The 24,860-nt window shown below is 35.1% G+C and carries 20 protein-coding genes and 1 riboswitch; of the genes, 19 read left to right on the top strand and 1 reads right to left on the bottom strand.

The genetic code is table 11. The features are described from left to right. Nucleotides 1-10 precede the first annotated feature (10 nt). The 5 genes from bshC (at nucleotide 11) to pckA (ending at nucleotide 7,192) form a co-directional block, all read left to right on the top strand. Nucleotides 11-1,597, top strand: a complete 1,587-nt coding sequence (bshC, locus tag ABD745_RS08635) for a bacillithiol biosynthesis cysteine-adding enzyme BshC (RefSeq protein ID WP_344828136.1) — start codon at nucleotides 11-13, stop codon at nucleotides 1,595-1,597. 36 nt (nucleotides 1,598-1,633) lie between these two features. Further along, nucleotides 1,634-3,577: a LysM peptidoglycan-binding domain-containing protein gene (locus ABD745_RS08640; RefSeq protein ID WP_344828139.1), complete on the top strand. Its 1,944-nt coding sequence runs from the start codon at nucleotides 1,634-1,636 to the stop codon at nucleotides 3,575-3,577. A gap of 70 nt (nucleotides 3,578-3,647) precedes the next feature. Beyond that, nucleotides 3,648-4,523 carry an ACP S-malonyltransferase gene (fabD, locus tag ABD745_RS08645; protein WP_344828141.1) on the top strand — a complete coding sequence of 292 codons (876 nt, stop codon included), beginning with the start codon at nucleotides 3,648-3,650 and terminating at the stop codon, nucleotides 4,521-4,523. A gap of 15 nt (nucleotides 4,524-4,538) precedes the next feature. Next, nucleotides 4,539-5,444: a GYDIA family GHMP kinase gene (locus ABD745_RS08650; protein ID WP_344828144.1), complete on the top strand. Its 906-nt coding sequence runs from the start codon at nucleotides 4,539-4,541 to the stop codon at nucleotides 5,442-5,444. A gap of 128 nt (nucleotides 5,445-5,572) precedes the next feature. Further along, nucleotides 5,573-7,192 (top strand): phosphoenolpyruvate carboxykinase (ATP), encoded by a 1,620-nt coding sequence (gene pckA / locus ABD745_RS08655; RefSeq protein WP_344828146.1) that lies wholly within the window; start codon nucleotides 5,573-5,575, stop codon nucleotides 7,190-7,192. A 153-nt stretch (nucleotides 7,193-7,345) separates the two neighbouring features. Here the strand turns inward: pckA and ABD745_RS08660 are convergent, their stop codons facing one another. Then, the gene (locus ABD745_RS08660; RefSeq protein ID WP_344828148.1) at nucleotides 7,346-7,753 is read right to left on the bottom strand and encodes a type II 3-dehydroquinate dehydratase; all 408 of its coding nucleotides are present in this window, start codon (nucleotides 7,751-7,753) and stop codon (nucleotides 7,346-7,348) included. Nucleotides 7,754-7,866: 113 nt separating this feature from the next. Here ABD745_RS08660 and ABD745_RS08665 point away from each other — a divergent pair, with 113 nt between their 5' ends. The 14 genes from ABD745_RS08665 to ABD745_RS08730 all read left to right on the top strand — a co-directional run bounded on the left by ABD745_RS08665 (nucleotide 7,867) and on the right by ABD745_RS08730 (nucleotide 24,845). After that, complete coding sequence (locus ABD745_RS08665) at nucleotides 7,867-8,190, top strand: DUF6660 family protein (RefSeq protein ID WP_344828151.1); 324 nt, start codon at nucleotides 7,867-7,869, stop codon at nucleotides 8,188-8,190. 232 nt (nucleotides 8,191-8,422) lie between these two features. Beyond that, nucleotides 8,423-12,781: a CusA/CzcA family heavy metal efflux RND transporter gene (locus ABD745_RS08670; RefSeq protein ID WP_344828153.1), complete on the top strand. Its 4,359-nt coding sequence runs from the start codon at nucleotides 8,423-8,425 to the stop codon at nucleotides 12,779-12,781. Between the two features lies 1 nt (nucleotide 12,782). Then, entirely contained in the window at nucleotides 12,783-14,036 is a 1,254-nt protein-coding gene (locus ABD745_RS08675) for an efflux RND transporter periplasmic adaptor subunit (RefSeq protein WP_344828156.1), read from the top strand. A gap of 13 nt (nucleotides 14,037-14,049) precedes the next feature. Beyond that, a complete protein-coding gene (locus tag ABD745_RS08680; RefSeq protein WP_344828158.1) occupies nucleotides 14,050-14,469 on the top strand; it encodes a Fur family transcriptional regulator in 420 nt (139 codons plus the stop codon). 348 nt (nucleotides 14,470-14,817) lie between these two features. Continuing rightward, nucleotides 14,818-16,467 carry a heavy metal translocating P-type ATPase gene (locus ABD745_RS08685; RefSeq protein ID WP_425549790.1) on the top strand — a complete coding sequence of 550 codons (1,650 nt, stop codon included), beginning with the start codon at nucleotides 14,818-14,820 and terminating at the stop codon, nucleotides 16,465-16,467. Nucleotides 16,468-16,791: 324 nt separating this feature from the next. Then, nucleotides 16,792-17,154 carry a hypothetical protein gene (locus ABD745_RS08690; protein ID WP_344828163.1) on the top strand — a complete coding sequence of 121 codons (363 nt, stop codon included), beginning with the start codon at nucleotides 16,792-16,794 and terminating at the stop codon, nucleotides 17,152-17,154. A gap of 226 nt (nucleotides 17,155-17,380) precedes the next feature. Next, entirely contained in the window at nucleotides 17,381-17,656 is a 276-nt protein-coding gene (locus ABD745_RS08695) for a YHS domain-containing protein (RefSeq protein WP_344828165.1), read from the top strand. Then, a complete protein-coding gene (locus ABD745_RS08700) occupies nucleotides 17,643-18,323 on the top strand; it encodes an SCO family protein (RefSeq protein WP_344828168.1) in 681 nt (226 codons plus the stop codon). Before ABD745_RS08695 ends, ABD745_RS08700 begins: the two co-directional genes overlap by 14 nt. 28 nt (nucleotides 18,324-18,351) lie before the next feature. After that, a complete protein-coding gene (locus ABD745_RS08705) occupies nucleotides 18,352-19,026 on the top strand; it encodes a superoxide dismutase (protein ID WP_344828170.1) in 675 nt (224 codons plus the stop codon). Nucleotides 19,027-19,133: 107 nt separating this feature from the next. Further along, nucleotides 19,134-19,397 (top strand): hypothetical protein, encoded by a 264-nt coding sequence (locus ABD745_RS08710; RefSeq protein ID WP_344828173.1) that lies wholly within the window; start codon nucleotides 19,134-19,136, stop codon nucleotides 19,395-19,397. Nucleotides 19,398-19,669: 272 nt separating this feature from the next. Next, a complete protein-coding gene (locus tag ABD745_RS08715; RefSeq protein ID WP_344828175.1) occupies nucleotides 19,670-20,002 on the top strand; it encodes a hypothetical protein in 333 nt (110 codons plus the stop codon). A 182-nt stretch (nucleotides 20,003-20,184) separates the two neighbouring features. Then, a riboswitch (cobalamin riboswitch) is annotated at nucleotides 20,185-20,371 on the top strand. A gap of 112 nt (nucleotides 20,372-20,483) precedes the next feature. After that, nucleotides 20,484-22,502 (top strand): TonB-dependent receptor plug domain-containing protein, encoded by a 2,019-nt coding sequence (locus ABD745_RS08720; RefSeq protein WP_344828178.1) that lies wholly within the window; start codon nucleotides 20,484-20,486, stop codon nucleotides 22,500-22,502. Beyond that, entirely contained in the window at nucleotides 22,499-23,635 is a 1,137-nt protein-coding gene (locus ABD745_RS08725; RefSeq protein WP_344828180.1) for a YncE family protein, read from the top strand. The genes ABD745_RS08720 and ABD745_RS08725 overlap by 4 nt, the downstream gene beginning before the upstream one ends. A 13-nt stretch (nucleotides 23,636-23,648) precedes the next feature. After that, nucleotides 23,649-24,845 carry a cell surface protein gene (locus ABD745_RS08730; protein ID WP_344828183.1) on the top strand — a complete coding sequence of 399 codons (1,197 nt, stop codon included), beginning with the start codon at nucleotides 23,649-23,651 and terminating at the stop codon, nucleotides 24,843-24,845. Nucleotides 24,846-24,860: the final 15 nt, after the last annotated feature.

Consider the following 24,860-nt stretch of genomic DNA (forward strand, 5'->3'; position numbering starts at 1 on the left):
TTAATCAAAGTTGAAAACTATAAATAAAATATCATTTCAAGATATAGAAAGCATTCCTCAATTAGTAAAGGATTTTTTGAATCATAAAATTGAGGGTTTTGAAGAAAGTACATTTTCTTTAGATAATTTTAAAAAGCAACTTCATTTAAAGCAGAATTCTTTTAGTTTAAGTCAAAGAAATATTTTGTCTGGTACTTTAGAAAGGCAGCTCTCGACATTGGAATTATCTTCGAAACAAAAAGAAAACTTAGATGATTTAAGACTTCCGAATACATTTACAATCACAACCGGTCATCAGCTGAACCTTTTTTCCGGACCTGTTTTTTTTGTGTATAAAATTTTACAGACCATCAAAACCTGTACTTATTTAAAACAAAATTTTCCTGATTTTAATTTCGTTCCTGTCTATTGGATGGCTTCCGAAGATCATGATTTTGCGGAGATCAACCATTTTAGGACGGAGAATAATTATTACGAAATCAATGAAAAATCGGGTGGAGCAGTTGGAAGAATAAAAATAAATGATACTTTTTTCATTTCTGAATTTGAAAAAGAATTTAAAGATTCTATTTTCGGAACCGAGTTGATTTTAATGATAAAAGAAGCTTATAAAGTTGGAAATACTTTAACGGAAGCTATTAAAACTTTAGTAAATCGACTCTTTTCAGAATTTGGTTTGTTGATTGTTGACGGAGATTCAAAAGAGCTGAAAAATCAAATTAAAGAAACTTTCAAAGACGAACTTTTGAATTTTAGCTTAAATAAAAATTCAAAAGAAAAAGTAGATTTCTTAACGAAAAAATACGGAAAAGTTCAGGTAAATCCCCGTGAAATCAATCTTTTCTACTTATCTGAAACGAGAGACAGAATTGATTTTGACGGCCAGAAATATAGTATTGTTGATAAAAACATCCACTTCACAGAAGAAGAGATTTTAAATGAACTGGAAAATTCTTCTGAAAAATTCAGTCCGAATGCATTAATGCGTCCTGTTTATCAGGAAACGGTTTTGCCAAATTTGGCTTACATCGGAGGAAATGCCGAGATCATGTATTGGCTGGAATTGAAGGATTATTTCACGAAAATCAATATTCCGTTCCCTGTTTTGATTCCAAGAAATTCAATGTTATTTTTAAAGAAAAAGACTTTAGGGAAAATTGAGAAATTGAATCTTAAAATTGAAGATTTTTTCCAAAATTTTGCAACGATTACCAACAACAAAATCTTAGAAGATAATATCATACTTAATTTACTGGAAAAAAAAGAAAATCTTTTGGTAAATCAATTTTCTGAATTAAAATCAATTGCCGAAACCACAGAAAAATCTTTCGGGAATATGGTGAAAGCAGAAGAGATAAGACAGATGAAGTCTTTCAAAAGAATGAGAAAACGTCTTCTTCATGCAGAAAAAATAAAAAAAAGCGAATTGTTGGAAAGACTGGAAAGACTGTTTTTAGATGTACATCCTTCTAAGAATTGGCAGGAAAGGGTTTATAATTTTAGCGTATTTTTTGCAGATGATGGATATTCATGGCTTGAAACTTGTTTAGAAGAAATGCAAATTGAAGAGTCAAAACTAATAATTGTTGCCATTTAATTTTAAAGAAGTATTTTTGCAATATAATCACAGAAAATGATAAAGAGGTTTTTTATTCTATCCAGTTTATGTATGATTTTGGGCGTTTCGGCTCAGAAATCGCACACCGTTATAAAGGGTGATACTCCCTATAATATTGCAAAAAAATACGGAATAACTGTAGATGAATTGCTGAAACTGAATCCCAAAGTGAAAGACGGAAAGTTGGCACTTGGAGATATTTTGACAGTTAAAAATGATAAAACAACTGCTTCAGTACCGAAAGCCGTTGTTTCTCCAAAACCGGTAAATAGTTCTCAGGTTGGAAAGATCACTCTTCAGCCAAAACAGACAATTTACGGAATCACAAAACAATACAGAATTTCAGAAACTGATCTCAGAAAACTGAACCCCGATTTGGATTCTCACTTGAAGATTGGCGATGAAATAACTTTGCCTCTTGAAAGCATTAAAAAATTTGGTGGAACTCAGCAGCAAGCTGTAGCTGTAAATACACCTGTAGCGACAAAACCTGTTGAAACGGTAGTTGAGACGCCGGTTGCAACAGCTTCGGAAGGTGAATATATTGTTCAGCCAAAGGATAATTATTACAGAATTTCAAGACAATTCAATATTACGAAAGATGAGCTTTTTGCTTTGAATCCGGGATTGGAAGAAAAAGGTTTAAAACCTGGTGAATCTATTAAGGTTAAAAAATCAGGGAAAACAAATTCTGGAGCTGATGTTTTTGAAGAAACAACTAATCCTAAAACAAAAGTGGATTCCGGAAACGAAAGATCTTCATCAAATACAGTTGCCGCCGATGATTATGTAACATACACAGTTCAGCAAGGTGACACGGTTTTTTCTATCGTAAACAAGTTCGGGATTACCATTGATGAATTAATCGCGTTAAACCCGGATTTATCTCACGGTTTAAAGTCGGGAATGGTTTTAAAAATCAAAAAACTTGATCCTGCATATGTAAAGAAAAACGGTGATGCTTTGAGCGTTGTTTTAATGTTACCTTTTGGATACAGTACTGGGGAAACTCAATACAGAACGATGGCACTTGATTTCTTAACAGGTGCAAAACTTGCCATTGAAAGAAATGCCAGAAACGGACAAAAATTAGATATTAAAATAGTGGATTCAGGAAACGAAGCATCTTTCCGAAATTCACTGACACAAATAAATCCTGATAATACAGATTTGATTATCGGGCCATTCTTTAAGTCGAATGTCGTTGACGTTTTAGACTTTACTAAAAATCAGAAAATCCCAATTGTAGCACCTTTTGCCAATTCTCCGGAATTGTACAATTACAGCAACTTAATTATTATTGAAACAAGCGATAATACGTATGCAGATAAAATTGTAGAAGAAGTGAAAGCTGCTTTTTCGGATCAAAAAATTTATATAGTTGCAGATTCCAAAAAAGAAAATGCAAACTATATTAAGGCAGGTCTTGAAAAAACGTTGAAAAGTCCGAATATTATCATTGTAAATTCTCCGGCAGATATTCAGATTGACCAAAATATGATGACAGGGCAGTCTGCTCCGGTTATTGCAATTTTGGCGAGTGACAACGATGCAGTTGGTGAAGCTTTTGCCAATAAGGTAATTGCTTTGTCTAAAGAAGTACAGGGAGTGAAAGCATTCAGTATGCATTACGTTCCTGTTTTTGAGAAAAAAGTGGATGATCTTAGTCAGGCAAACCTTGTTTATCTGATGGACAGAAAGATAAATACTGACGGAAGCTTTGAGAAAGAAATTCTTGCTGCTTATAAAGGTAAATACTGTAAAACTCCTCCAAAATTTGCGATCGTAGGTTTTGATGTTGTAAACGATATGTTGACCAGAGAAAACAAAAAAGGAGAGATTTTCAGGCAAATGAATAAAGTACAGACTCAATTGGCTACAAAATTTGAGTTCGTAAAATCTAAAGCAAATGGAGCTTATGTAAATACAGGTTATCGTGTGATTAGATTGGTTCCATAAATGATTTGAGTCAGTTTAAAGAATATTGTTAACATTATATTTATATTTGCGTAATATTTTAAATTAATACATGAAAGCACTTGTATTTCCAGGGCAGGGTTCTCAGTTCGTAGGAATGGGAAAAGAATTGTACGATTCTAGAAAAGACATAAAGGACTTGATGGAATCTGCCAACGAAATTTTAGGGTTCGATATCCTTTCGATTATGTTTAACGGAGCGGATGAAGATCTTAAAAAAACGGAGGTTACCCAGCCTTCAATTTTTATACACTCAGTTGCTGCACTGAAAGCAGTAAACGGTCTTGGAGCTGAAATGGTTGCCGGACATTCTTTGGGAGAATTTTCAGCATTGGTTGCCAACGGAGTTTTGTCTTTTGACGACGGTCTGAAACTGGTTTCCGAAAGAGCAAAAGCTATGCAGGCAGCTTGTGATGCAAATCCGAGTTCTATGGCTGCAATTTTAGGATTGGAAGATGCTAAAGTGGAAGAAATTTGCGCACAGATCAGCGGAATTGTGGTTCCTGCAAATTATAACTGTCCCGGACAACTGGTAATTTCCGGTGAAACAGCAGCAGTTGAAGAAGCTTGCGTGAAATTGAAAGAAGCAGGAGCGAAAAGAGCTTTATTATTGCCTGTAAATGGGGCATTCCATTCTCCATTAATGCAACCGGCACAAGAGAGATTGGCAGCTGCAATTGAAAAGACAAAATTCAGAAATGCTACGATTCCTGTTTATCAGAACATCACAACGACAGCAGTTACCGATCCGAATGAGATCAAACAAAATCTTATTACTCAATTAACAGGTCCCGTAAAATGGACACAATCTGTTCAGAATATGATTAAAGATGGGGCAAATAATTTCATTGAAGTTGGTCCCGGAAAAACGTTACAGGGTTTGATCAAGAAAATTGATTCTTCTGTAGACGTTGCTTCTGCAATCTAATTTAATACAAAAATCATGGGCGAGATATTTTCACCGGGAAAGCTGATGCTTACTTCAGAATATTTCGCAATAGACGGAGCTCTTGTCCTTGCTGTACCCACAAAGCTTGGACAAGAGTTTTTTTTTGAAGAAAAAGACGATGAGAAATCTTTTATTTTTTGGGAAGCTTATCATCAAAACAAATTATGGTTAAGAGTTGTTGTTGATTATAAAAATTGGCACATCTTAGAAACCAATATTCCTTCAAGTGCTGAATTTATTGTTAAGACTTTACAAAACGTTCAGTTACTTTCTAAAATTAAATTCAAAGATAATTTTACTTATCAATTAAAAACTAATCTTCAGTTTCCGGCGGATTATGGCTTAGGCAGTAGTTCTACATTAATGAACAATCTTGCCGAATGGGCAGAGATTGATCCTTTCTATTTAAATACGATAAGTTTGGGCGGAAGTGGTTATGATATCGCCGTGGCAAAAGAGAAATCTGCCGTTCTGTATCAAAGCGTTCCTGAAATTAAATATGAAAAGGTGGATTTTAATCCTTCTTTTAAAAATGAACTCATCTTTATTCATTTAAATCAAAAGCAGGATAGTCGTGAAGGAATCAATTTTTACAGATCAAAAAATAAGTCCCAAAAACTGGTCGATGAATTTTCGAATCTTACAAGAAATATTTTAGTATGTAATGAATTGGAAAATTTTTCTCAACTAATGTTAATTCATGAGCAAAAAATATCGGATTTCCTTGAAATTCCCACAGTTAAGGCTAGGTTTTTCGCAGATTGCCCTGTTTTTGTGAAAAGTTTGGGTGCTTGGGGTGGAGATTTTGTCATGAGCTCAAAATTTGATGGGTTTAAGGACTATTTTTGGGGAAAAGATTTTAACACTATTTTTGAATGGTCTGATTTAATTAACTTGTAGTCAGTAGATTATAAAGTTGTTTTTTTATTTGCCATTTTGACTTATATCATTATATTTAAACCACTTTTAACAATTAATTAATATTAATCTTGTTGAGTCTCAAAAAAGAAATAGAAAATATAAGTAAAATGAAACACGCTAAAATCATCCAGGATTTAGAAAAATTAGGGATTAAAGGAAACTATGAAGTCATTTATAATCCTTCGTACGAAGAATTGTATCAGGCTGAAGTTTCTCCTGAAAATCAGGGCTTTGAGAAAGCTGAACTTACAGAATCTGGTGCAGTATCAGTAAAAACAGGAATTTTCACAGGTCGTTCACCTAAAGACAGATACATTGTTCAGGATGATGTTACAAAAGACACAATTTTTTGGGATGGTAAAGTAAACTTGCCTACAACTCCTGAAATTTTCCAGTCTTGTAAAGAATTAGTGCTGAACCAACTTTCTACATCAAAGAAAATGTATGTTGTAGATGCTTTTTGCGGAACAAATACAGATACAAGATTAAAAGTAAGATTCATCGTAGAAGTAGCGTGGCAGGCGCATTTCGTTACTAATATGTTTATCCGTCCTTCTCACTATGAGCTGGAAAACTTTGGAGAACCGGATTTCACAGTAATCAATGGCTCTAAAACGACAAACCCGAACTGGGAAGCTCAAGGATTGAATTCTGAAAACTTCGTAATGTTCAACCTTACTGAAAAGCTTCAGATCATAGGAGGAACTTGGTACGGTGGAGAAATGAAAAAAGGGATGTTCGCAATGATGAACTATTACCTTCCATTAAAAGGTATGGCTTCAATGCACTGTTCTGCAAATGTAGGTGAAGGCGGAGATGTCGCTCTTTTCTTCGGTCTTTCAGGAACGGGAAAAACGACTTTGTCCGCAGATCCGAAAAGATACTTGATAGGTGATGATGAACATGGTTGGGATAATAATGGTGTATTCAACTATGAAGGTGGTTGTTATGCAAAGGTAATCGACCTTTCTGCAGAAAAAGAACCGGATATTTTCAGAGCAATCAAAAGAGATGCACTTCTTGAAAATGTTGTCGTAAACAACGGGATTTCTGATTATACAGACGGATCAATCACAGAAAATACGAGAGTTTCTTATCCGATTTATCATATCAATAAAATTGTTTTGCCTTCAAAAGCAGGACATGCGAGCAAAATCGTTTATCTTTCTGCAGATGCGTTCGGGGTATTGCCTCCGGTTTCTGTTTTGGATGAAGATCAGGCACAATATCACTTCCTTTGCGGTTATACTTCAAAATTGGCAGGAACTGAAAGAGGAATCACTGAACCTGAACCTTCTTTCTCTCCGGCATTCGGTGAAGCATTCTTGACATTGCACCCAACAATGTATTCAAAAACATTGATCGGGAAAATGAAAGAGCACGGTGCAAAAGCTTACCTTGTAAATACAGGTTGGAATGGTACAGGAAAGAGAATTTCTTTAAAAGATACAAGAGCAATTATAGATGCCATCATTGACGGTTCTATCGAAGATGCTCCAAAAAGAAGAATCCCAATCATGAATTTGGAAGTTCCTACAGAATTGGCGAATGTTTCAGAGGGTATTTTAGATCCTAGAGATACATACAATGATGCTTCTGAATGGGAAGAAAAAGCAAAAGATCTTGCTGCAAAATACATCAAAAACTTTGATCAGTATTGCAATACGGAAGAAGGTAAAAAGCTTATCGCTTCAGGGCCTCAATTGCAACAGCAAACAACAAACTAAAAATAGAAATCCTCATCAATTTGATGAGGATTTTTTTATTATAAAGATTCTTGGCAAGCTCAGCATGACATCGCTATAAAATGACAGCTAATAAAACGGTTAGTATTTATAGATATGTCATGCTGAGCTTGTCGAAGCATCTTTAAACAAGATTTATTTCAAACTCAAAATTGCCAATCGATATCCTTCCATTCCAAAACCGGACAAAACCGCATCAGTATTGGCAGCCGTTACAGACTTTTGACGGAATTCTTCTCTTTTATAGATATTGCTGATATGAACTTCTACTTTTGGTTTATTGATATTTTTTAAGCAATCTGCAATGGCGTAAGAATAATGCGTGAAAGCTCCGGGATTGATGATTACCGCATCAAAATCATCTTTTTGAAGGTAATTAATAATTTCTCCTTCAATATTCGATTGGTAATAATCTAATTCAAATGCTGGAAATCCGGATCTTAAAGCATCCAAATGATCTTCCATAGAAACTGTTCCGTAAATTTCCGGCTCTCTTGTTCCCAAAAGATTTAAATTCGGACCATTGATAATTAAAACTTTCATAGTATAAAATTAAAAAGTTTTTTCAATTAAGGCTTAAGAATAATTTGAAATAACGAATTTTTATATCTAAGCTTTTTTATTTGATTAAATTTTAAATCTCTATATTTGTCAATATGAACCTTTTAAGATTTATACTGGCGTTTTATTTCATGGCACTTTCGTTGATGCCTTGTGAAGATGTGCAGAAACAATCAGGTTCAAACCATACACAACAGTCTTTTGGTATTGAAGAATCTCATTCAAAAGATAAGGGAGATATCTGTTCTCCGTTGTGTGTTTGCAATTGTTGCCAAATGACGGTTGCAGCTTTCAAGCTGGATGCTTTAATCGAAGTTCCGACACAAATTCATTCATATTTTTCAAAGAAAATTCTTTTTCAGAAAAATAATTTCGCATATCAGGTTTACGACCATATCTGGCAACCGCCTAAGATTTAATTTTCATTAATTTTTTAATACTTGAAACTTTGCAATATTCTTGCAGAGCTCTTCATGATATTTTTACATCTGTTATTTTCGAATAATAGAATTTAAATATTTCAATAAATTAATGATTGTCTGTCTTTGCATCTTTGTTAAGTAGAATGCCTTTGCAATCTTAAAAATAGTTAGTTGTAAAAAAACAATTTAAACAGAATCAGACCGACAATCACAAATTAAATCTCAATTTGTGTTAGATAAAATCATAAAATTCAGTATCAAAAACAAGATCGTCATTGGTATAATGACCTTGCTTTTGATTATTTGGGGCGTTTGGAGCGCTACCAGATTACCGATTGATGCCGTTCCTGACATCACCAATAATCAGGTTCAGATTATTACAGCGTGTCCGAGTTTAGCTGGACAGGAAGTCGAGCAATTAGTCACATTTCCGATCGAACAAAGTATTGCCAATGTTCCCGACATTGAAGAAATGAGAAGTATTTCAAGATTCGGTTTATCGGTGATTACGGTTGTTTTTAAAGAAAATGTAGACGTATATTTTGCACGTCAATTAATTAATGAAAAATTAAAAGAAGCCGCCGAAGAAATTCCAAAAGGAATCGGAATACCTGAATTGGCACCTGTAAGTACGGGTTTAGGCGAAGTGTATCAATATATTCTCCATCCCAAAAAAGGAAGTGAAAAAAAGTATGATCCTAAAGAACTTCGTACAATGCAGGATTGGATTGTACGAAGACAGCTCAACGGGACTCCTGGAGTTGCTGAGGTTAATAGTTTTGGAGGTCAGTTAAAGCAATATGAAGTTGCCGTCGATCCCAATCGTCTGAAAGCAATGGGAGTAAGTATTACGGATATTTTTACCGCTTTAGAGAAAAACAATCAGAATACGGGAGGAGCTTATATTGATAAAAAGCCGAACGCTTATTTTATCCGTGGAATTGGGGTTGTGACTTCTTTGGATGATGTGAAAAACATTGCTGTAAAAAATGAAACAGGAAATGTTCCGATTTTTGTGAAAGATGTTGCAGAAGTGCGTTTGGGAAGTGCCGTTCGTTACGGAGCAATGACTTACAATGGAAAAGTAGATGCCGTTGGTGGAGTTGTCATGATGCTGAAAGGAGCAAACAGCAATGAAGTTGTTAATAATATCAAAGCAAAAATTCCCACGATTCAAAAATCGCTTCCGGATGATATTGTGATCGAGCCATTTCTCGACAGGACGGATTTGGTTGGAAGAGCGATGAAAACCGTAGAAAAAAATTTAATTGAAGGCGCTTTAATTGTCATTTTTGTTTTAGTCATTTTTCTCGGAAATTTTCGAGCTGGATTAATTGTAGCTTCTGCAATTCCGCTGTCACTGTTATTTGCGTTGGGAATGATGAATGTTTTCGGAGTAAGTGCCAATTTAATGAGTCTCGGAGCGATTGATTTTGGGTTAATTGTCGATGGAGCCGTAATTATCGTCGAAGCCACCCTTCATCATTTAGGTTTAAAAAAATCTACCCAAATGCTTACTCAAACAGAAATGGACGAAGAAGTTTTTCTTTCTGCCTCAAAAATCAGAAGCAGCGCAGCTTTTGGAGAAATTATTATTCTTATTGTTTATATTCCGATTCTTACGTTGGTCGGGGTCGAAGGTAAAATGTTTACACCCATGGCAAAAACGGTTGGTTTCGCTATTTTAGGGGCTTTAATCTTGTCATTGACTTACATTCCGATGATAAGTGCTTTGTTTTTATCTAAAAAAATATCCCATAAAGAAACATTTTCAGATAAAATGATGAATAAGCTTCAAAGTATATATCAGCCTTTATTAGAGAAAGCGATTAGAATTAAATATATCGTTGTTTCGGCAACGTTCGCTGTTTTTATCATTACGATTTTCATTTTTAAAAGTATGGGTGGCGAATTTATTCCTCAGCTGCAGGAAGGAGACTATGCATTTCACTGTATTTTACCACAAGGAAGTTCATTAAGCCAGAGTATTGAGACATCGATGCAGGCTTCCAGAATTATTAAAAATTTTGATGAGGTGAAAATGGTTGTCGGAAAAACCGGTTCAGCAGAAGTTCCGACTGACCCGATGCCGCCTGAAGCTTCTGATTTAATTGTTGTTTTAAAACCTCAAAGAGATTGGAAAACAAAGAAATCTTATGAAGAACTTGCAGATGGAATCATAGAAAAATTAGAAATAATTCCCGGAGTGTTTTTTGAAAAAAATCAGCCGATCCAAATGCGTTTTAATGAATTAATGACGGGAATCCGTCAAGATGTTGCCGTTAAAATTTTTGGTGAAAATCTAGATTCATTATCCATTTATGCAGATAAAGTCGGGAAAATTATTAAGTCTGTTGACGGTACAACGTCTCCGCAGATCGAGCGTATTAGCGGACTTCCACAAATCAATGTCGAATACGACAGAATACGGATGGCAAATTACGGTTTGAATATCGAAGATGTAAATAATGCTGTAAGTACTGCTTTTGCAGGGAAAAGTGCAGGGCAGGTTTTTGAAAACGAAAGGCGTTTCGATCTGGTTGTCCGTCTCGACAGTCTTCACAGAACGAATATTGATGATGTTAATAATTTAATGATTTCTACTAATTCGGGAGCGCAGATTCCACTTTCTCAGGTGGCGAATATTGGTTACAAATTGGATCCTGCACAAATCAGCCGTGAGGAAGGAAAACGCAGAATTGTCATTGGCTTCAATGTGAAAAACCGTGATGTAGAAAGTGTTGTGAAAGATATTCAGACTAAATTGGATAAAGTAAAATTACCTTCAGGATATTATTTTACTTACGGAGGTCAGTTTGAAAATTTACAGGCGGCAAGCAAACGTTTGATGATTGCTGTTCCTGTTTCTTTGTTTTTGATTTTCATGTTGTTGTACTTTACTTTTCATTCGTTTAAACAGGCGGCTTTAATTTTTACAGCCATTCCAATGAGTGCAATCGGAGGCATTTTTGCCTTGCTTTTTCGGGATATGCCTTTCAGTATTAGTGCAGGAATCGGTTTTATCGCTCTTTTCGGAGTTGCCGTTTTAAATGGAATTGTCTTGATCGGAACTTTTAATCAACTGAAAAAAGAAGGTGAAAAAGATCTTTTGAAAAGAGTATTTGAAGGGACAAAAATCAGATTGAGACCTGTTTTAATGACGGCAACAGTAGCGTCTTTAGGATTTTTACCGATGGCAATTTCTACAGGAGCCGGAACGGAAGTGCAGAAACCTTTGGCAACAGTCGTTATCGGAGGTTTGATCACTGCAACTTTCCTTACTTTATTCGTTTTGCCGATGTTGTACATTATTTTTAATTCAAAAATTTCAGGAAATAGTTTTAAAGGTAAATCTGTAACAGCAGCTTTAGTATTGGGATTCCTGTTTTTAGGATCAACTTTTAAGGCTCAAGCGCAACAGTTTTCTATTGAAAATGCAATGGAAATTGCGGTCAACAATAATTTAAGTTTAAAGTCAAAAGATTTAATTATAAAATCTGCAGAAGCTTTGAAAGGAACGGCAAATGAACTTCCAAAACTGAATTTCGATGCGCAGTTGGGACAATACAACAGTCCGAAATTCGATCAGTCGTTTTCCATTTCACAAAGCATTCCTTTTCCGACATTGTTTAAGGCAAGAAAAGAATTGATTAATGAAAATATTAAAAGCAGACAAATTGATAAAGAAATTACTATAAATGAACTGATGAAGCGGGTTCGCACCTATTATTATCAGATTGAATATCTGCAGTACAATCAATTAAAATTAAAAAATCTCGACAGTCTGTATCAGGATTTTATCAGAATTGCAACAGTAAGATTTAAAGCGGGAGATATTAAAAAGATTGAAATTAATACGGCAGAAACGCAAAAAGGTGAAATTGATTTACTGTTGAAGCAAAATGAAGTGTATTTAATGAATGCTTATAAAAATTTAAAAACACTTTTAAATACTTCCGAAAGTTTTGAAATTCCATTCAATAAAAATTATGAGCCTTTAAAAGCCGAAAACATTTTAGACAGTATGGTAATTGCCAACAATCCTACGGTAAAATCTTTTTATCAGGAAATGGAAATCGCAGAAAAGAATAAGAATGTTGAAAAATCTCACGGACTTCCTGAGTTTAGCTTGGGCTACACCAATCAATCATTAATAGGATTTCACACCAGAAACGGACAGGAGCAGTTTTACAATGCAGGAAACCGATTCAATTCTGTAACGGTTGGAGTTGCAATTCCATTAACATTCGGGGCTACGAAAGCAAGAATTCAATCTTTGGAATATCAGAAACAGGTTGCCGAAACCAATGCTAAACAACAAAAAAAACAGCTTTGGGTACAATTGGAAAATGCGTTTAGTCAATATGAACAGGATATTCAGCGGTATGATTATTACGCAAATCAGGCAATTCCTAATGCTGGAAAAATTGTAAAAGCAGCACAATTAGGCTATAAAACAGGAGAAATTTCTTACATGGAATATCTTTTTGCCTTACAGACTTCGACCAATATTCAATTAAAATATTTAGAATCTATTCAGCAGGTTAACGAATCTGTCATCACGATCAATTCAATCATTAATAAATAATATGAAACTGAAAAAAAACATCATATATCTTTTATTCACTGCAATTTTTGTTTTAAGTTGTAATAAAAAAGAGACTTCTTCTGAAAATTCGGAAGAAAAAACCGAACAGGCAGAAGAAAATCATGAAGAAACTCCGCAAACAGTCGCTTTACTAACGGAAGATCAGATAAAAGCGGTCGGAATCACTTTAGGAACTATTGAAATGAAGGAATTGACTTCCACCATTAAAGCCAACGGATTATTAAGAGTTCCAAACAATAATAAAGCAACCGTCACTTCTCTGTACGGCGGAATTATCAAAACTTTAAATGTTCAGGTCGGAAGTTTTGTAAAAAAAGGACAGGTCATTGCAACAATTTCCAATCCGGAATTTATCAGGCTGCAGGAAGATTATTTAACGACAAACAGCAGAATCACTTACGCTGAACAGGAGTACAGAAGACAAAGAGAACTTTTCGACAATGATGCAGGTGCAAAGAAAAATCTTCAAAGCGCGGATGCGGAATTAAAGGCTTTACGAACAAAAAAGGCATCTCTTTTGCGACAGCTTCAAATAATGGGAATCAGTCCGGGAAAAGTAAACAACGGAAACATGAGATCGGGTTTGGTAATTACGGCTCCGATTAGCGGAACAATCAGCAGTATTTTTTCACAGATCGGAAGTTATGTAGATATTTCTTCACCCGTTGCAGAAATTATTGATAACAATTCTATTCACCTTGATTTACAGGTTTTTGAAAAAGATCTCCCTAAAATGAGAGTCGGACAGATTGTTCATTTTAAACTAACGAATAATCCTGAAACTGAATATGATGCAGAAATTTACAGCATCGGTTCTTCCTTCGAAAACGACAGCAAAACGATTTCGGTTCATGCGAATGTTACAGGAAACAAAACCGGATTGATCGACGGAATGAACATCACAGGAATTGTAAGTCTTGATAAAACAACAACTCCTGCAATTCCCAACGAAGCAATCGTAGAAGCCGACGGGAAATTTTATGTATTTGTAAAAACAGACAAAAAAACAGAAACGCAAAATGAAGAAAGTCATGAAAAGGAAGCTGAAAATCACTCTGAAACAAAATCAAAAACCATTAACTTTGAGAAAGTGGAAGTCGTAAAAGGTTCATCCGATATGGGTTTCACAGCGATAACTTCTGTGAAAGAGATTTCTCCCGAATCGAAAATTGCTGTCAAAGGCGCATTTTTTATTAATGCAAAACTGGCGAATTCAGGAGAACATGAACATTAAATTCAAGAAGATCATGAAAAAAGACATCGAAAATAAATTAATAGATAAAAATACCAAACCTACAAGTATGAGGATTTTGGTGTATGATTTTTTGAGTTCTCAGGAAGCAGCTTTATCATTGTCGGAAATAGAAAATCATTTTGAAAATGCAGATCGGACAACGATTTACCGAACTTTAAAAACCTTTGAAGAAAAAGGAATTGTTCACAGTATTCAGGAAAATGCGACAACTAAATATAAGCTATGTCATGACGGCTGTGACGAAACGACTCACAAAGATTGGCATCTTCATTTTTACTGTAAGATTTGTAAACAGACAACTTGTAAAGAAGATATTTCCATCCCTGAAAATATTCAGACCAATTTCAGAATTGATGAAATAAGACTTTTTGCGAAAGGAATCTGTGAAAACTGTCTTGAAAGTTTGCAATAGTATTGCATTGGGTTTAAACCTAATTTTGATTAAAATTATTCAGTTATGGAAGAATGCTGCAGCACAAAACCAAAAAAGGAGCACAATCACAATCATGAAGGTCACGATCACGACCATTCTCATGATACAGGGGACAAATCTGCTTTTCAGATGTTTCTTCCTGCGATCATCTCTTTCGGGTTATTATTAATAGGGATTGCTTTAGATAACTATATAAAACCCGATTGGTTTACAGGCTGGTTTCGCTTAGTCTGGTATTTAATCGCGTACATTCCGGTTGGATTGCCTGTTTTAAAAGAAGCGTATGAAAGTATTGCAAAAGGTGATGTTTTTTCTGAGTTTTTCTTAATGGGAATTGCAACGGTAGGCGCTTTTGCTATCGGGGAATATCCGGAAGGTGTTGCGGTGATGCTTTTTTATTCCGTAGGTGAAGTTTTTCAGGGAATGGCGGTTACAAGAGCAAAAAGCAACATTAAATCTTTACTCGATCAGCGTCCCGATGAGGTTACGGTTTTAAAGGACGGAAAACCTGAGACTGTAAAAGCCGAAAAAGTAAATATTGGAGAAATTATTCAGTTAAAATCAGGTGAAAAATTGGGATTAGACGGAGAATTATTGTCCGAAACAGCCTCTTTCAATACATCAGCGTTGACGGGAGAAAGTAAACCGGATACCAAAATCAAAGGTGAAGCTGTTTTAGCAGGGATGATTAATTTAAATACAGTCAGTCAGGTAAAAGTCACGACAGCTTACAAAGACAGTAAGTTGAGCAAAATTCTGGAGATGGTTCAGAATGCAACCGCTCAGAAAGCTCCGACAGAATTATTCATCAGAAAATTTGCAAAAATTTATACTCCGATTGTTGTATTTCTTGCGATTGGAATCACGTTTTTACCGTATTTTTTCATTGAAGATTATCTGTTCAGAGATTGGCTGTACAGAGCTTTGGTCTTTTTGGTGATTTCTTGTCCCTGTGCTTTGGTGATTTCTATTCCGCTGGGATATTTTGGAGGAATCGGAGCGGGAAGCCGAAACGGAATTTTGTTTAAAGGAAGTAATTTTCTTGATATTCTGGCGAATGTTCAAAATGTTGTGATGGACAAAACCGGAACAATGACAGAAGGTGTTTTTAAAGTGCAGGAAGTTAATTTCAACAGTGAATTGAACAAAGATGAGATTTTAAAATTTGTCAATGCTTTAGAAAGTAAAAGTTCCCACCCTGTTGCAACCGCAATCCAGGAATATGTCGGAGAAATCGATCATTCAATTCAATTAGAAAATGTAGAAGAAATTGCAGGATATGGTTTAAAAGCAACTGTCAATGGAAAAGAATTGTTGGTCGGAAATTTCAAATTAATGGATAAATTCAACATTAACTATGATATTAAGTCTGAAAATATTGTCTATACTTTAATTGCGGTTGCTTATGATAGAAAATTTGTTGGTTATTTAACGATTGCCGATTCCATCAAAGCTGATGCACAATTAACCATCAATAAATTAAAATCATTAAACGTAAAAACGACAATGCTGAGTGGTGATAAAACCTCTGTGGTAAAATATGTCGCCGATCAGTTGGGAATTCAAAATGCTTACGGAGATTTGCTCCCCGAGGATAAAGTAAATAAAGTTAAAGAAATTAAAGCAAAAAATCAAACCGTAGCTTTTGTGGGCGACGGTGTAAATGATGCTCCTGTCGTAGCGTTAAGCGATGTCGGGATTGCAATGGGCGGATTGGGGAGTGATGCTACTATCGAAACTGCTGATGTTGTTATTCAGGATGATATGCCGAGCAAAATTCCAATGGCTATCAATATCGGAAAGCAGACGAAAAAAATAGTCTGGCAAAATATTATTCTTGCATTTACGATAAAAGCAATCGTTCTTGCTCTCGGAGCAGGTGGTTTAGCAACGATGTGGGAAGCTGTTTTCGCTGATGTCGGAGTGGCTTTACTGGCTATTTTAAATGCTGTGAGAATCCAGAGAATGAAGTTTTAGTGAAGTTGGAAGAGGGGAGATGGATGCTGAAAGTTTAAAATATTGCGTTTATGTTGTATTAAAGTAAACTCAATTATCAATATGAACGGGCTTTAGCCCGAAACTGAATTTATTCCCACAGATCTGCACAGATGTTTATGTGATATTTTAATTAAAAATTTATGTACAATCATCAGTGTAAATCTGTGTAATCCGTAGGAAATAAAAACAAAAAAAACTTTACTATTCAACAATCAACCAAAACCCATCAACTAAAAAATGACTTTCATCATAAATGATTCACAAAAACAATTTCAGTAGTATATTTGTAGAACAGAAATATAATTGAAGTTTTTCATTTCCATATTCATCATTTTTACGATTGCATTACGTCCGGTTTTGCCATTGGTTAATTATGCGGTAAATTACGATTACATCGTCAAAAACCTTTGTGAAAACAGAAATGTTCCTCAATCTACCTGTAAAGGAAAATGCTACGTTGAAAAAGAATTGGCAAAAACAGAAAAGCAATCCAATAATAATCAAAATATTAAAATTACAGGATTAGATGTTTTCTTGTCTAATGAAATCCTTTCTTTTTCAGACAACAATCAATCTGATATTTCAATAAAAAATCCTAATTCGGATTATATAGATTTCCATACATCAGAATATTTTTCCAGAATATTCCATCCTCCTTTGGCTTAAGTTTATTTTAAACTAAAATGTTAGTTTTTATTGTAATCATTGAGTTGGGTTAAGGCTTTAAGATATGTTTTACTTTATAGGTAAAACTTAAAAATCATTTTGATTTCTTAATGGATCTTAGCAGCTTAAATATTCTTAATGTTCAATTCAATCTAATATTAAGTTTAGTTTAAAAAAATCAATCCATTTTCATTCAATACGACTATTAATTTCAATTTAAAATAAAATGAAATCAAAAATTATTATAACCGCATTATTGTCGGTTTCATTAATGGCTTGTGCTCAGGAAACGCCTAAAGTAAAGCATAAAAAGAATACTGCAGCTTCAAAATCAAATACGAAAAAAGTGAAATTTGCCAATGCAGAAGACCCGATTTGTCATATGCCGACAGAAGCTGATATGAAAGATACAGCAGTCTATAAAAATAAAACGTATGGTTTTTGCAGTGCTTATTGTAGAGACGAGTTCAAAAAAGATCCTGAGAAATATGTCCAAAAATAAAAAGACAAACAATACAAAGAGTAAAGTAATTATTCCGATTGCTATTATTGCTTTACTATTCTTGGGTATCGGAGTCGGAATGGGATATTTTAAAAAGAATCTTTACACCGTAATGAAAGTTCCGGATTTTAAACTTACCGACCAGAATAGCAAAAAGATTACCAACAAAGATATGCTTGGAAAAGTATATCTGGTTGAGTTTTTCTTCAGCAGATGTCCTACGATTTGCCCTGTTATGAATACGAATATGAGAGCCATTGAGGATGAAATCAATAATCCTGATTTTGGAATTATTTCGATAAGTATTGATCCGGAAAATGATACTCCGGAATTATTGAAAGAACATGCCAGAAAAATAGGCGCAAAATCTCCAAACTGGCATTTTTTAACAGGAAACAGAGATTACATCGGAAAGATTGCGGATCAGTTCAATATTTATGTCGGTGACAAAGAAGATGAAAGTGAGAGTCTCAATCACAGCGGGATGATCGCACTTGTCGATAAAGAAGGAAATATTCGTTGCAGATATAACAAAGAAAATATGCCGATTTTATATTATTCAGGATTGAATTATGAGGACAAGGAAGGAAAGACTCCGAAACTGACGGGAAAATATCATCCCGACAGAGAAATATTAATTGAGGATATTAAGAAATTGTTGAAATAAAATTTAACCACACAAAAAACAAAACGGTATGAAGATTTTGAAAGTAGCTGCTTTAAGTGCAGTATTTGCGGCGCAGTTTGCGTTCGGACAGTTTAAGCAGACGGCTTTGCCCTACGCTTACAATGCATTGGAAGGTAATATCGACGCACAGACCATGGAAATTCATTACACGAAACATGCTGCAGCGTATGTAGCGAATTTGAATAAAGCTATTGCAGGAACACCACAGGAAAAACAGACGTTATTTCAGATCATGTCGAATGTTTCGAAACTAAGTCCGGCTATCAGAAATAATGCGGGAGGTCACTACAATCACGAATTATTCTGGACGGTTTTAACCCCTGAAAAAAATACACAGCCATCAGCGAAATTGGCAAAAGCGATCAACGAAACTTTCGGAAGTATGGATGTTTTCAAAGAAAAAATGGCTAAAGCTGGAGCAGATCGTTTTGGCTCAGGCTGGGCTTGGTTGTCTGTGGATAAAAACGGGAAACTATTCGTTTCATCGACGCCGAACCAGGATAATCCGTTGATGGATGTTGTAGAAGAAAAAGGAACGCCGATTTTTGGAATTGATGTTTGGGAACACGCTTATTATCTGAAATATCAGAACAAAAGAGCAGATTATTTAGCTGCCATCTGGAATGTGACGAACTGGAAAGAAATCAGCAGAAGATACGAAGAAGCAATCAGCAAAAAATAATCGATGAACTTTATTTGCAGCATATTCCTCACTTTATTTGTGGTATTCAGACCTCTGATGCCATTGGTGGAATATGCTGTAAATTATGATTATATCTCCGAAGTTTTGTGTATCAACAAAGCAATCCCGAGCTTCACTGTAACGGAAAATATTATCTGAGTAAAGAAATTGCTAAAACCAATGATAACGACTCTTCTCCTTTAAATAAAATAAAAAACTCAGGACAGAAACTACTCGATATTTACATTCTTCCTGATAGTACAGAAATCCGAAATACAGAGAAAATTTCTCTTTTTAATTTCAAGTTCACCTATAAAACAGATTATTCTTTTCTGTTTTTAAAACATATTTTCAGACCACCGGTTTTTTGAGTTAATTTTTTCAAATCTTGTTTTGACTGCAAGAGTTTGCATTCGTTTAAAATTAACGTTTAGTTGTCATTCCGCAGGAATCTCAGCAAAGATTTTACGTCTTAATTTTTATAATCCCGCTTAGATTCCTACGGAATGACAAAAGGGGCGTTTGATGCTGTGCTGCGGGAAACGGATCATCCGGTTTTGAATCTTTATTAAATTCACAATATATCGGCATAAAATATTTTGCCCAACATTATAAAGCAAAAGAAAATTTATTCGTAAAAGATTTGACGCAGGATCAATATTTCAATACGATTCAGCTTTGGGGTAAAATTCCTTTGACGAAAAAACTGAGTGTATATGCGAGTTTGCCATTTCATTTTCATGAAAAGAAAACATTGCAGGAGGATATTAGAATCAATGGAATCGGAGATTTAAACCTGATGGGAATTTATCAATTATTGAATTCAAAAGATAATATTCATCAGTTAAATGGCGGTGTTGGAGTAAAAGTTCCATTGGGAAAATTTGATGAAAAAGGAATTTCGGGAGTTAATCCTAGTTTTCAGTTGGGAATAACTTTAAGGAAGCAAAGTTCTGACAGCAAGCTGTCTGATTAAGCTGACTGTAAACGTTCGCTTCTTCAAATCAATTTTAATTGATTACTTCTTTGCTTCCTAAAATATTATCAAGAGAAAATAAAACTTTGCGTTTAAAAAATGTATTTTCCTAAATCAAATTTTAAATTTATTTAATTGAAAATCATAGAATTAAATTCAATTTTGATTCTATGATTTATTTTCTATCTTTGCCGCAATCTGGTGAGCCATAAAAAGCGCTTAAAAGGGAATCCGGTGAAAATCCGGAACAGACCCGCTGCTGTAAGCTCCACAAAAAAAGTTTTTGAAGATAATATCCACTGTTTTTTTAATGGGAAGGATTTCAAAAATGGAGTAAGTCAGAAGACCTGCCAGAAGATTTAACGTTTGACGCTTTCGTGGAATAAAGCATTAGGACATCATTGATTTTGTGCAGTTTACAGCTGTGCTTAGTCGCTGTATTCTTATATCCATTAGCGTCATCATTATTCTAAATGAGCTAATGGTGACAACATTTTTTACATCTCAACTTCAGAAAGTTGCTATCACAGTTTTTGTGTTGGCAGCTCAGCTTATATTTTCACAATCTAAAGACAGTCTTAAGGAACATCCCATCATTCCGGTCAATATTCAAAAGAAAAATTTTAAAGAGATTCTTCCTGCACAGGTGTTGTCGGGGGAAGAGCTGGAAAGGCTCAACAGCCAGTCGGTTGCCGATGCACTGAGGTATTTTTCGGGAATTCAGATCAAAGATTACGGTGGAATTGGTGGTTTGAAAACAATCAATATCCGGAGTATGGGAAGTCAGCACGTTGGTGTTTTTTATGACGGAATCCAGATCGGGAATGCTCAGAATGGAGTAGTGGATCTGGGAAGATATTCTCTTGATGATTTGGAAGAAATCTCTCTCTACAACGGACAAAAAAGTGAAATCTTTCAGCCTGCAAAAGATTTCGGTTCGTCAGGATCTATTTATTTACAGCCGAAAGTTCCGGGTTTTAAAGGAAATCGTAAAACAAATTTAGTCGTAAGATTCAAAAATAGTTCTATCGATCTGTTTAATCCTTCTTTTCGATTGGAACAGAAAATCTCAAAAAATATTTCAGCAAGCTTTAGCTCAGAATTTATTCAGAGTGATGGTGTTTACAAATACCGTTACAAGAAAAAATATCCTGACGGAGAAATTGCTTACGATACAATTGCCAAAAGAATGGATTCTGATATTCATGCAAAACGTTTTGAAACAAGTTTGAACGGAACACTCAATAACGGAAGCTGGAATGTGAGAGGTTACGGTTATATGTCAAATCGTGGAATTCCTGCTGCAATTGTGAACAACCGTTTTGACGGAAGAGGGGAAAGGCAGACCGACGAAAATTTTTTCGTTCAGGGAAGTTTTAAGAAAAAAATATTTCCAAAACTGGAAACTCAGATTAAGGCCAAATTCGCGTACGATTACACGCATTATATTGATACAGTTTCATCCATAAAAATTCAGAATCAGTATATTCAACGGGAACTGTATGTGTCTAGCTCCAATTTATTTTCTATTACTTCTGATTGGGATGTCAGCGCGAGTGTAGATTTTCAGTATAATAATCTGGACGCGGATTTGGTTAATTTTTCTTACCCGACACGCTATACAACTTTGGCGGCTTTTGCAACCACTTATCAATGGAAACGTCTGAAATTCCTGGGAAGTGTTTTAGGAACTTTTGTTTCGGAAGATGTGGAAAAAAATACAAAATCACCGGACAGAACAGAATGGACGCCTTCAGCTTTTCTGAGTTATCAGCCTTTTGCGGGAAAAGATTTTACGGTAAGAGCTTTCTATAAAAGGATTTTCAGGATGCCGACTTTCAATGATCTGTATTATACGATGATCGGAAATACTTCTTTGAAACCCGAATTTACCAATCAGTATAATCTTGGTTTTGCTTATTCCAAAGGTTTTTCAGGTTCTGTTTTACAAAGAATTTCGGCTAAAGTTGATGGTTATTTTAATAAAGTTGAAGATAAAATCATTGCCGCTCCGAACGGAAGTATGTTCCGGTGGACGATGCTGAATCTTGGAGAAGTTGAAATTCTCGGAACAGATATCAATCTTCAGGCTAATCTGCTTTTTGGGAATGTTAAGATCCGTCCGTTATTAAGCTATACTTTTCAGAGGGCAAGAGATTTTTCCGATCGGGGAGAATCGTATTTCGGACACCAGATTCCTTACACGCCTTGGCACAGCGGATCTTTTTCTTTGATGTCTGATTACAAAGGCTGGAGCTTCAATTACAGTTTTATCTATGTTGGGGAACGCTACGATGTGAATCAGAATAATATCCTATACAATTACATTCAGCCTTGGTATACGCATGATTTGTCAGTTCAGAGAAAAATAAAATGGAAAGAGCATCAGTTTAAAGCCAGTTTCGAGGTTAATAATATTTTTAATCAATATTATGATGTGGTGCTGAATTATCCGATGCCGGGAAGAACTTTTAAACTCATTGTAAGCTTTACATTATGAAAAAATTAAACTTTTATCTTCTGATTTGTGTACTGTTTTCATTGATTTCGTGCAGAACGGATGAATACATTACCCGTGAAGAAACCGAAACAGGACTTGCACAGCCTGAAAATACCGCTGTCAAAGGGTTTTACCTTTTAAATGAAGGCAATATGGGAAGCAACAAAGCGACTCTCGATTTTTTTGATTATACGACTGGAACGTATCACCGAAATATTTATGCAGAGATCAATCCGAATGTGGTGAAAGAGCTGGGAGACGTTGGAAATGACATTCAGATCTATGGAAATAAATTGTATGCCGTCATTAATGTTTCCAATAAAATTGAAGTTTTGGATGCTAAAACCGCAAAAAGAATTAAAACCATTAATCTTGAAAACTGCCGTTACATCACTTTTAAAAACGGAAAAGCTTATGCTTCAAGTTATGCCGGCCCCGTTGCTTTAGATCCGAATGCGCCGCTGGGAAAAGTGGTTGAGATTGATACGGTTTCCTTAACGATTCAAAGAACGGCGGTTGTCGGTTATCAGCCGGAAGAAATGGAAATTGTTGGAAATCGGTTATTCGTTGCTAATTCCGGAGGGTATAAGTTTCCAAATTATGATAAAACAGTTTCTGTGGTTGATCTGAATTCTTTTACTGAAACTAAAAAAATAGATGTTGCGATTAATCTTCACAGAATTAAAAAAGATAATTACGGCGATCTGTATGTAAGCTCAAGAGGTGATTACTACACCGTTCCTTCAAGTTTATTTTTGGTTGATGCGGCTACAGGATTGGTGAAAAAAGATTTTCATATTTCGGTAAGTGAAATGACGATCGTAAATGACAAATTGTATTATTACGGGAATGAATTCAACTACAATACTCATGCTTACACAAAATCTTTCGGAATTATTGATGTGAAAACTGAGCAGATTATCTCTAATAAAATCATCGATCAGGAATATGTTGATGCGATCAAAACGCCTTACGGAATTGCTGTAAACCCAATTACAGAAGATATTTATATGACTGATGCGAGAAATTATGTTTCGACCGGATATGTCTACTGCTTCGATAAAAACGGACACTTCAAATGGAAAACAGAAGGCGGAAATATCCCTGCACACTTCACTTTTTTGTATAAATAAATTAAATTAAAAAATGGAAAGAAACATTTTAAAAATTATAAAAACAACACTTTTCTCAGCAATTCTGATAGGAACAATTGGCTGTAAAAGTGACAGAGACGAAGATGATTCTGCTTTTAATGGCTTGGAAGAATCTTACACAATCGATCGTTTCAAGGTCTTAAATATCGATCCGAAAGTTGGCGGGAATTTCACATGGAGCATCAATGATTCTATTATTTCCCAAGATTCTCAGCTGGATTTTATCAGTCCTGTTGTGAAAACATATCCTTTAACTTTAAAAATTGACATTAACGGAACTGTAAAAACATATAATTCAAAAATTATTGTAAAACAGGAAACCGGAACGTACAGCAAATATATTTCTAATGTTTTCGATTTCCGTCCTGCAGTGGGGCAATTCATCAATGAAATTCCTGAATACGAAAACGGAGATACTTTTACGAAAATGCTTCAGAAAGCTAAAGAATCTTTGGTCGGAGGAAATTCTTCGATGCTGACTTTAGGCGGATTTGGTGGATACGTTGTTTTCGGTTTTGATCATACGATTCCGAATATGAACGGAAGAGATTTTAAAGTTTTAGGAAATGCTTTTTGGGGAAATGATGCGAGCCAGCCACGTTCAGGATCTTGCGAACCTGGAATTATCATGGTTGCCTACGACAGAAATAAAAACGGAAAACCCGATGATAATGAATGGTATGAAATCGCAGGCAGCGAATATTTCAAAAATACAACCGTAAAAGATTATAGCATAACATATGTAAAGCCCAATGAAAATAAACCTCCCGTTCCGGGAAGTGAGTTTTGGCAGACTGATACAGAATATATAAAATGGCAGGACAATCTGGGGAATTTAGGATTTAAAACAAAAAATACCTTCCATGCGCAAAGCTACTATCCAATGTGGCTGAGCGATACTTCTTACAGCTTTACCGGAACAAAACTGATGAACAATTATTATGATCAGAGCGGAACGGGATCTTATTGGGTCGGAAAATCTTATGATTTCGGATATGCAGACAATGCTCCGAATAACGATGAGGCTTCTAATATTGATATTTCCTGGGCAGTCGATAAAAGCGGAAAATATGTAAAACTTCCGGGAATTGATTTTGTGAAAGTTTACACAGGAGTCAACCAAGAAGCGGGTTGGCTGGGCGAAGTTTCTACGGAAGTTGCCGGAGCTTATGATTTATATCTTAATTAAAAATCAATAATAAAT

Source organism: Chryseobacterium ginsenosidimutans, from assembly GCF_039536845.1.
GTDB lineage: Bacteria > Bacteroidota > Bacteroidia > Flavobacteriales > Weeksellaceae > Chryseobacterium > Chryseobacterium ginsenosidimutans_B.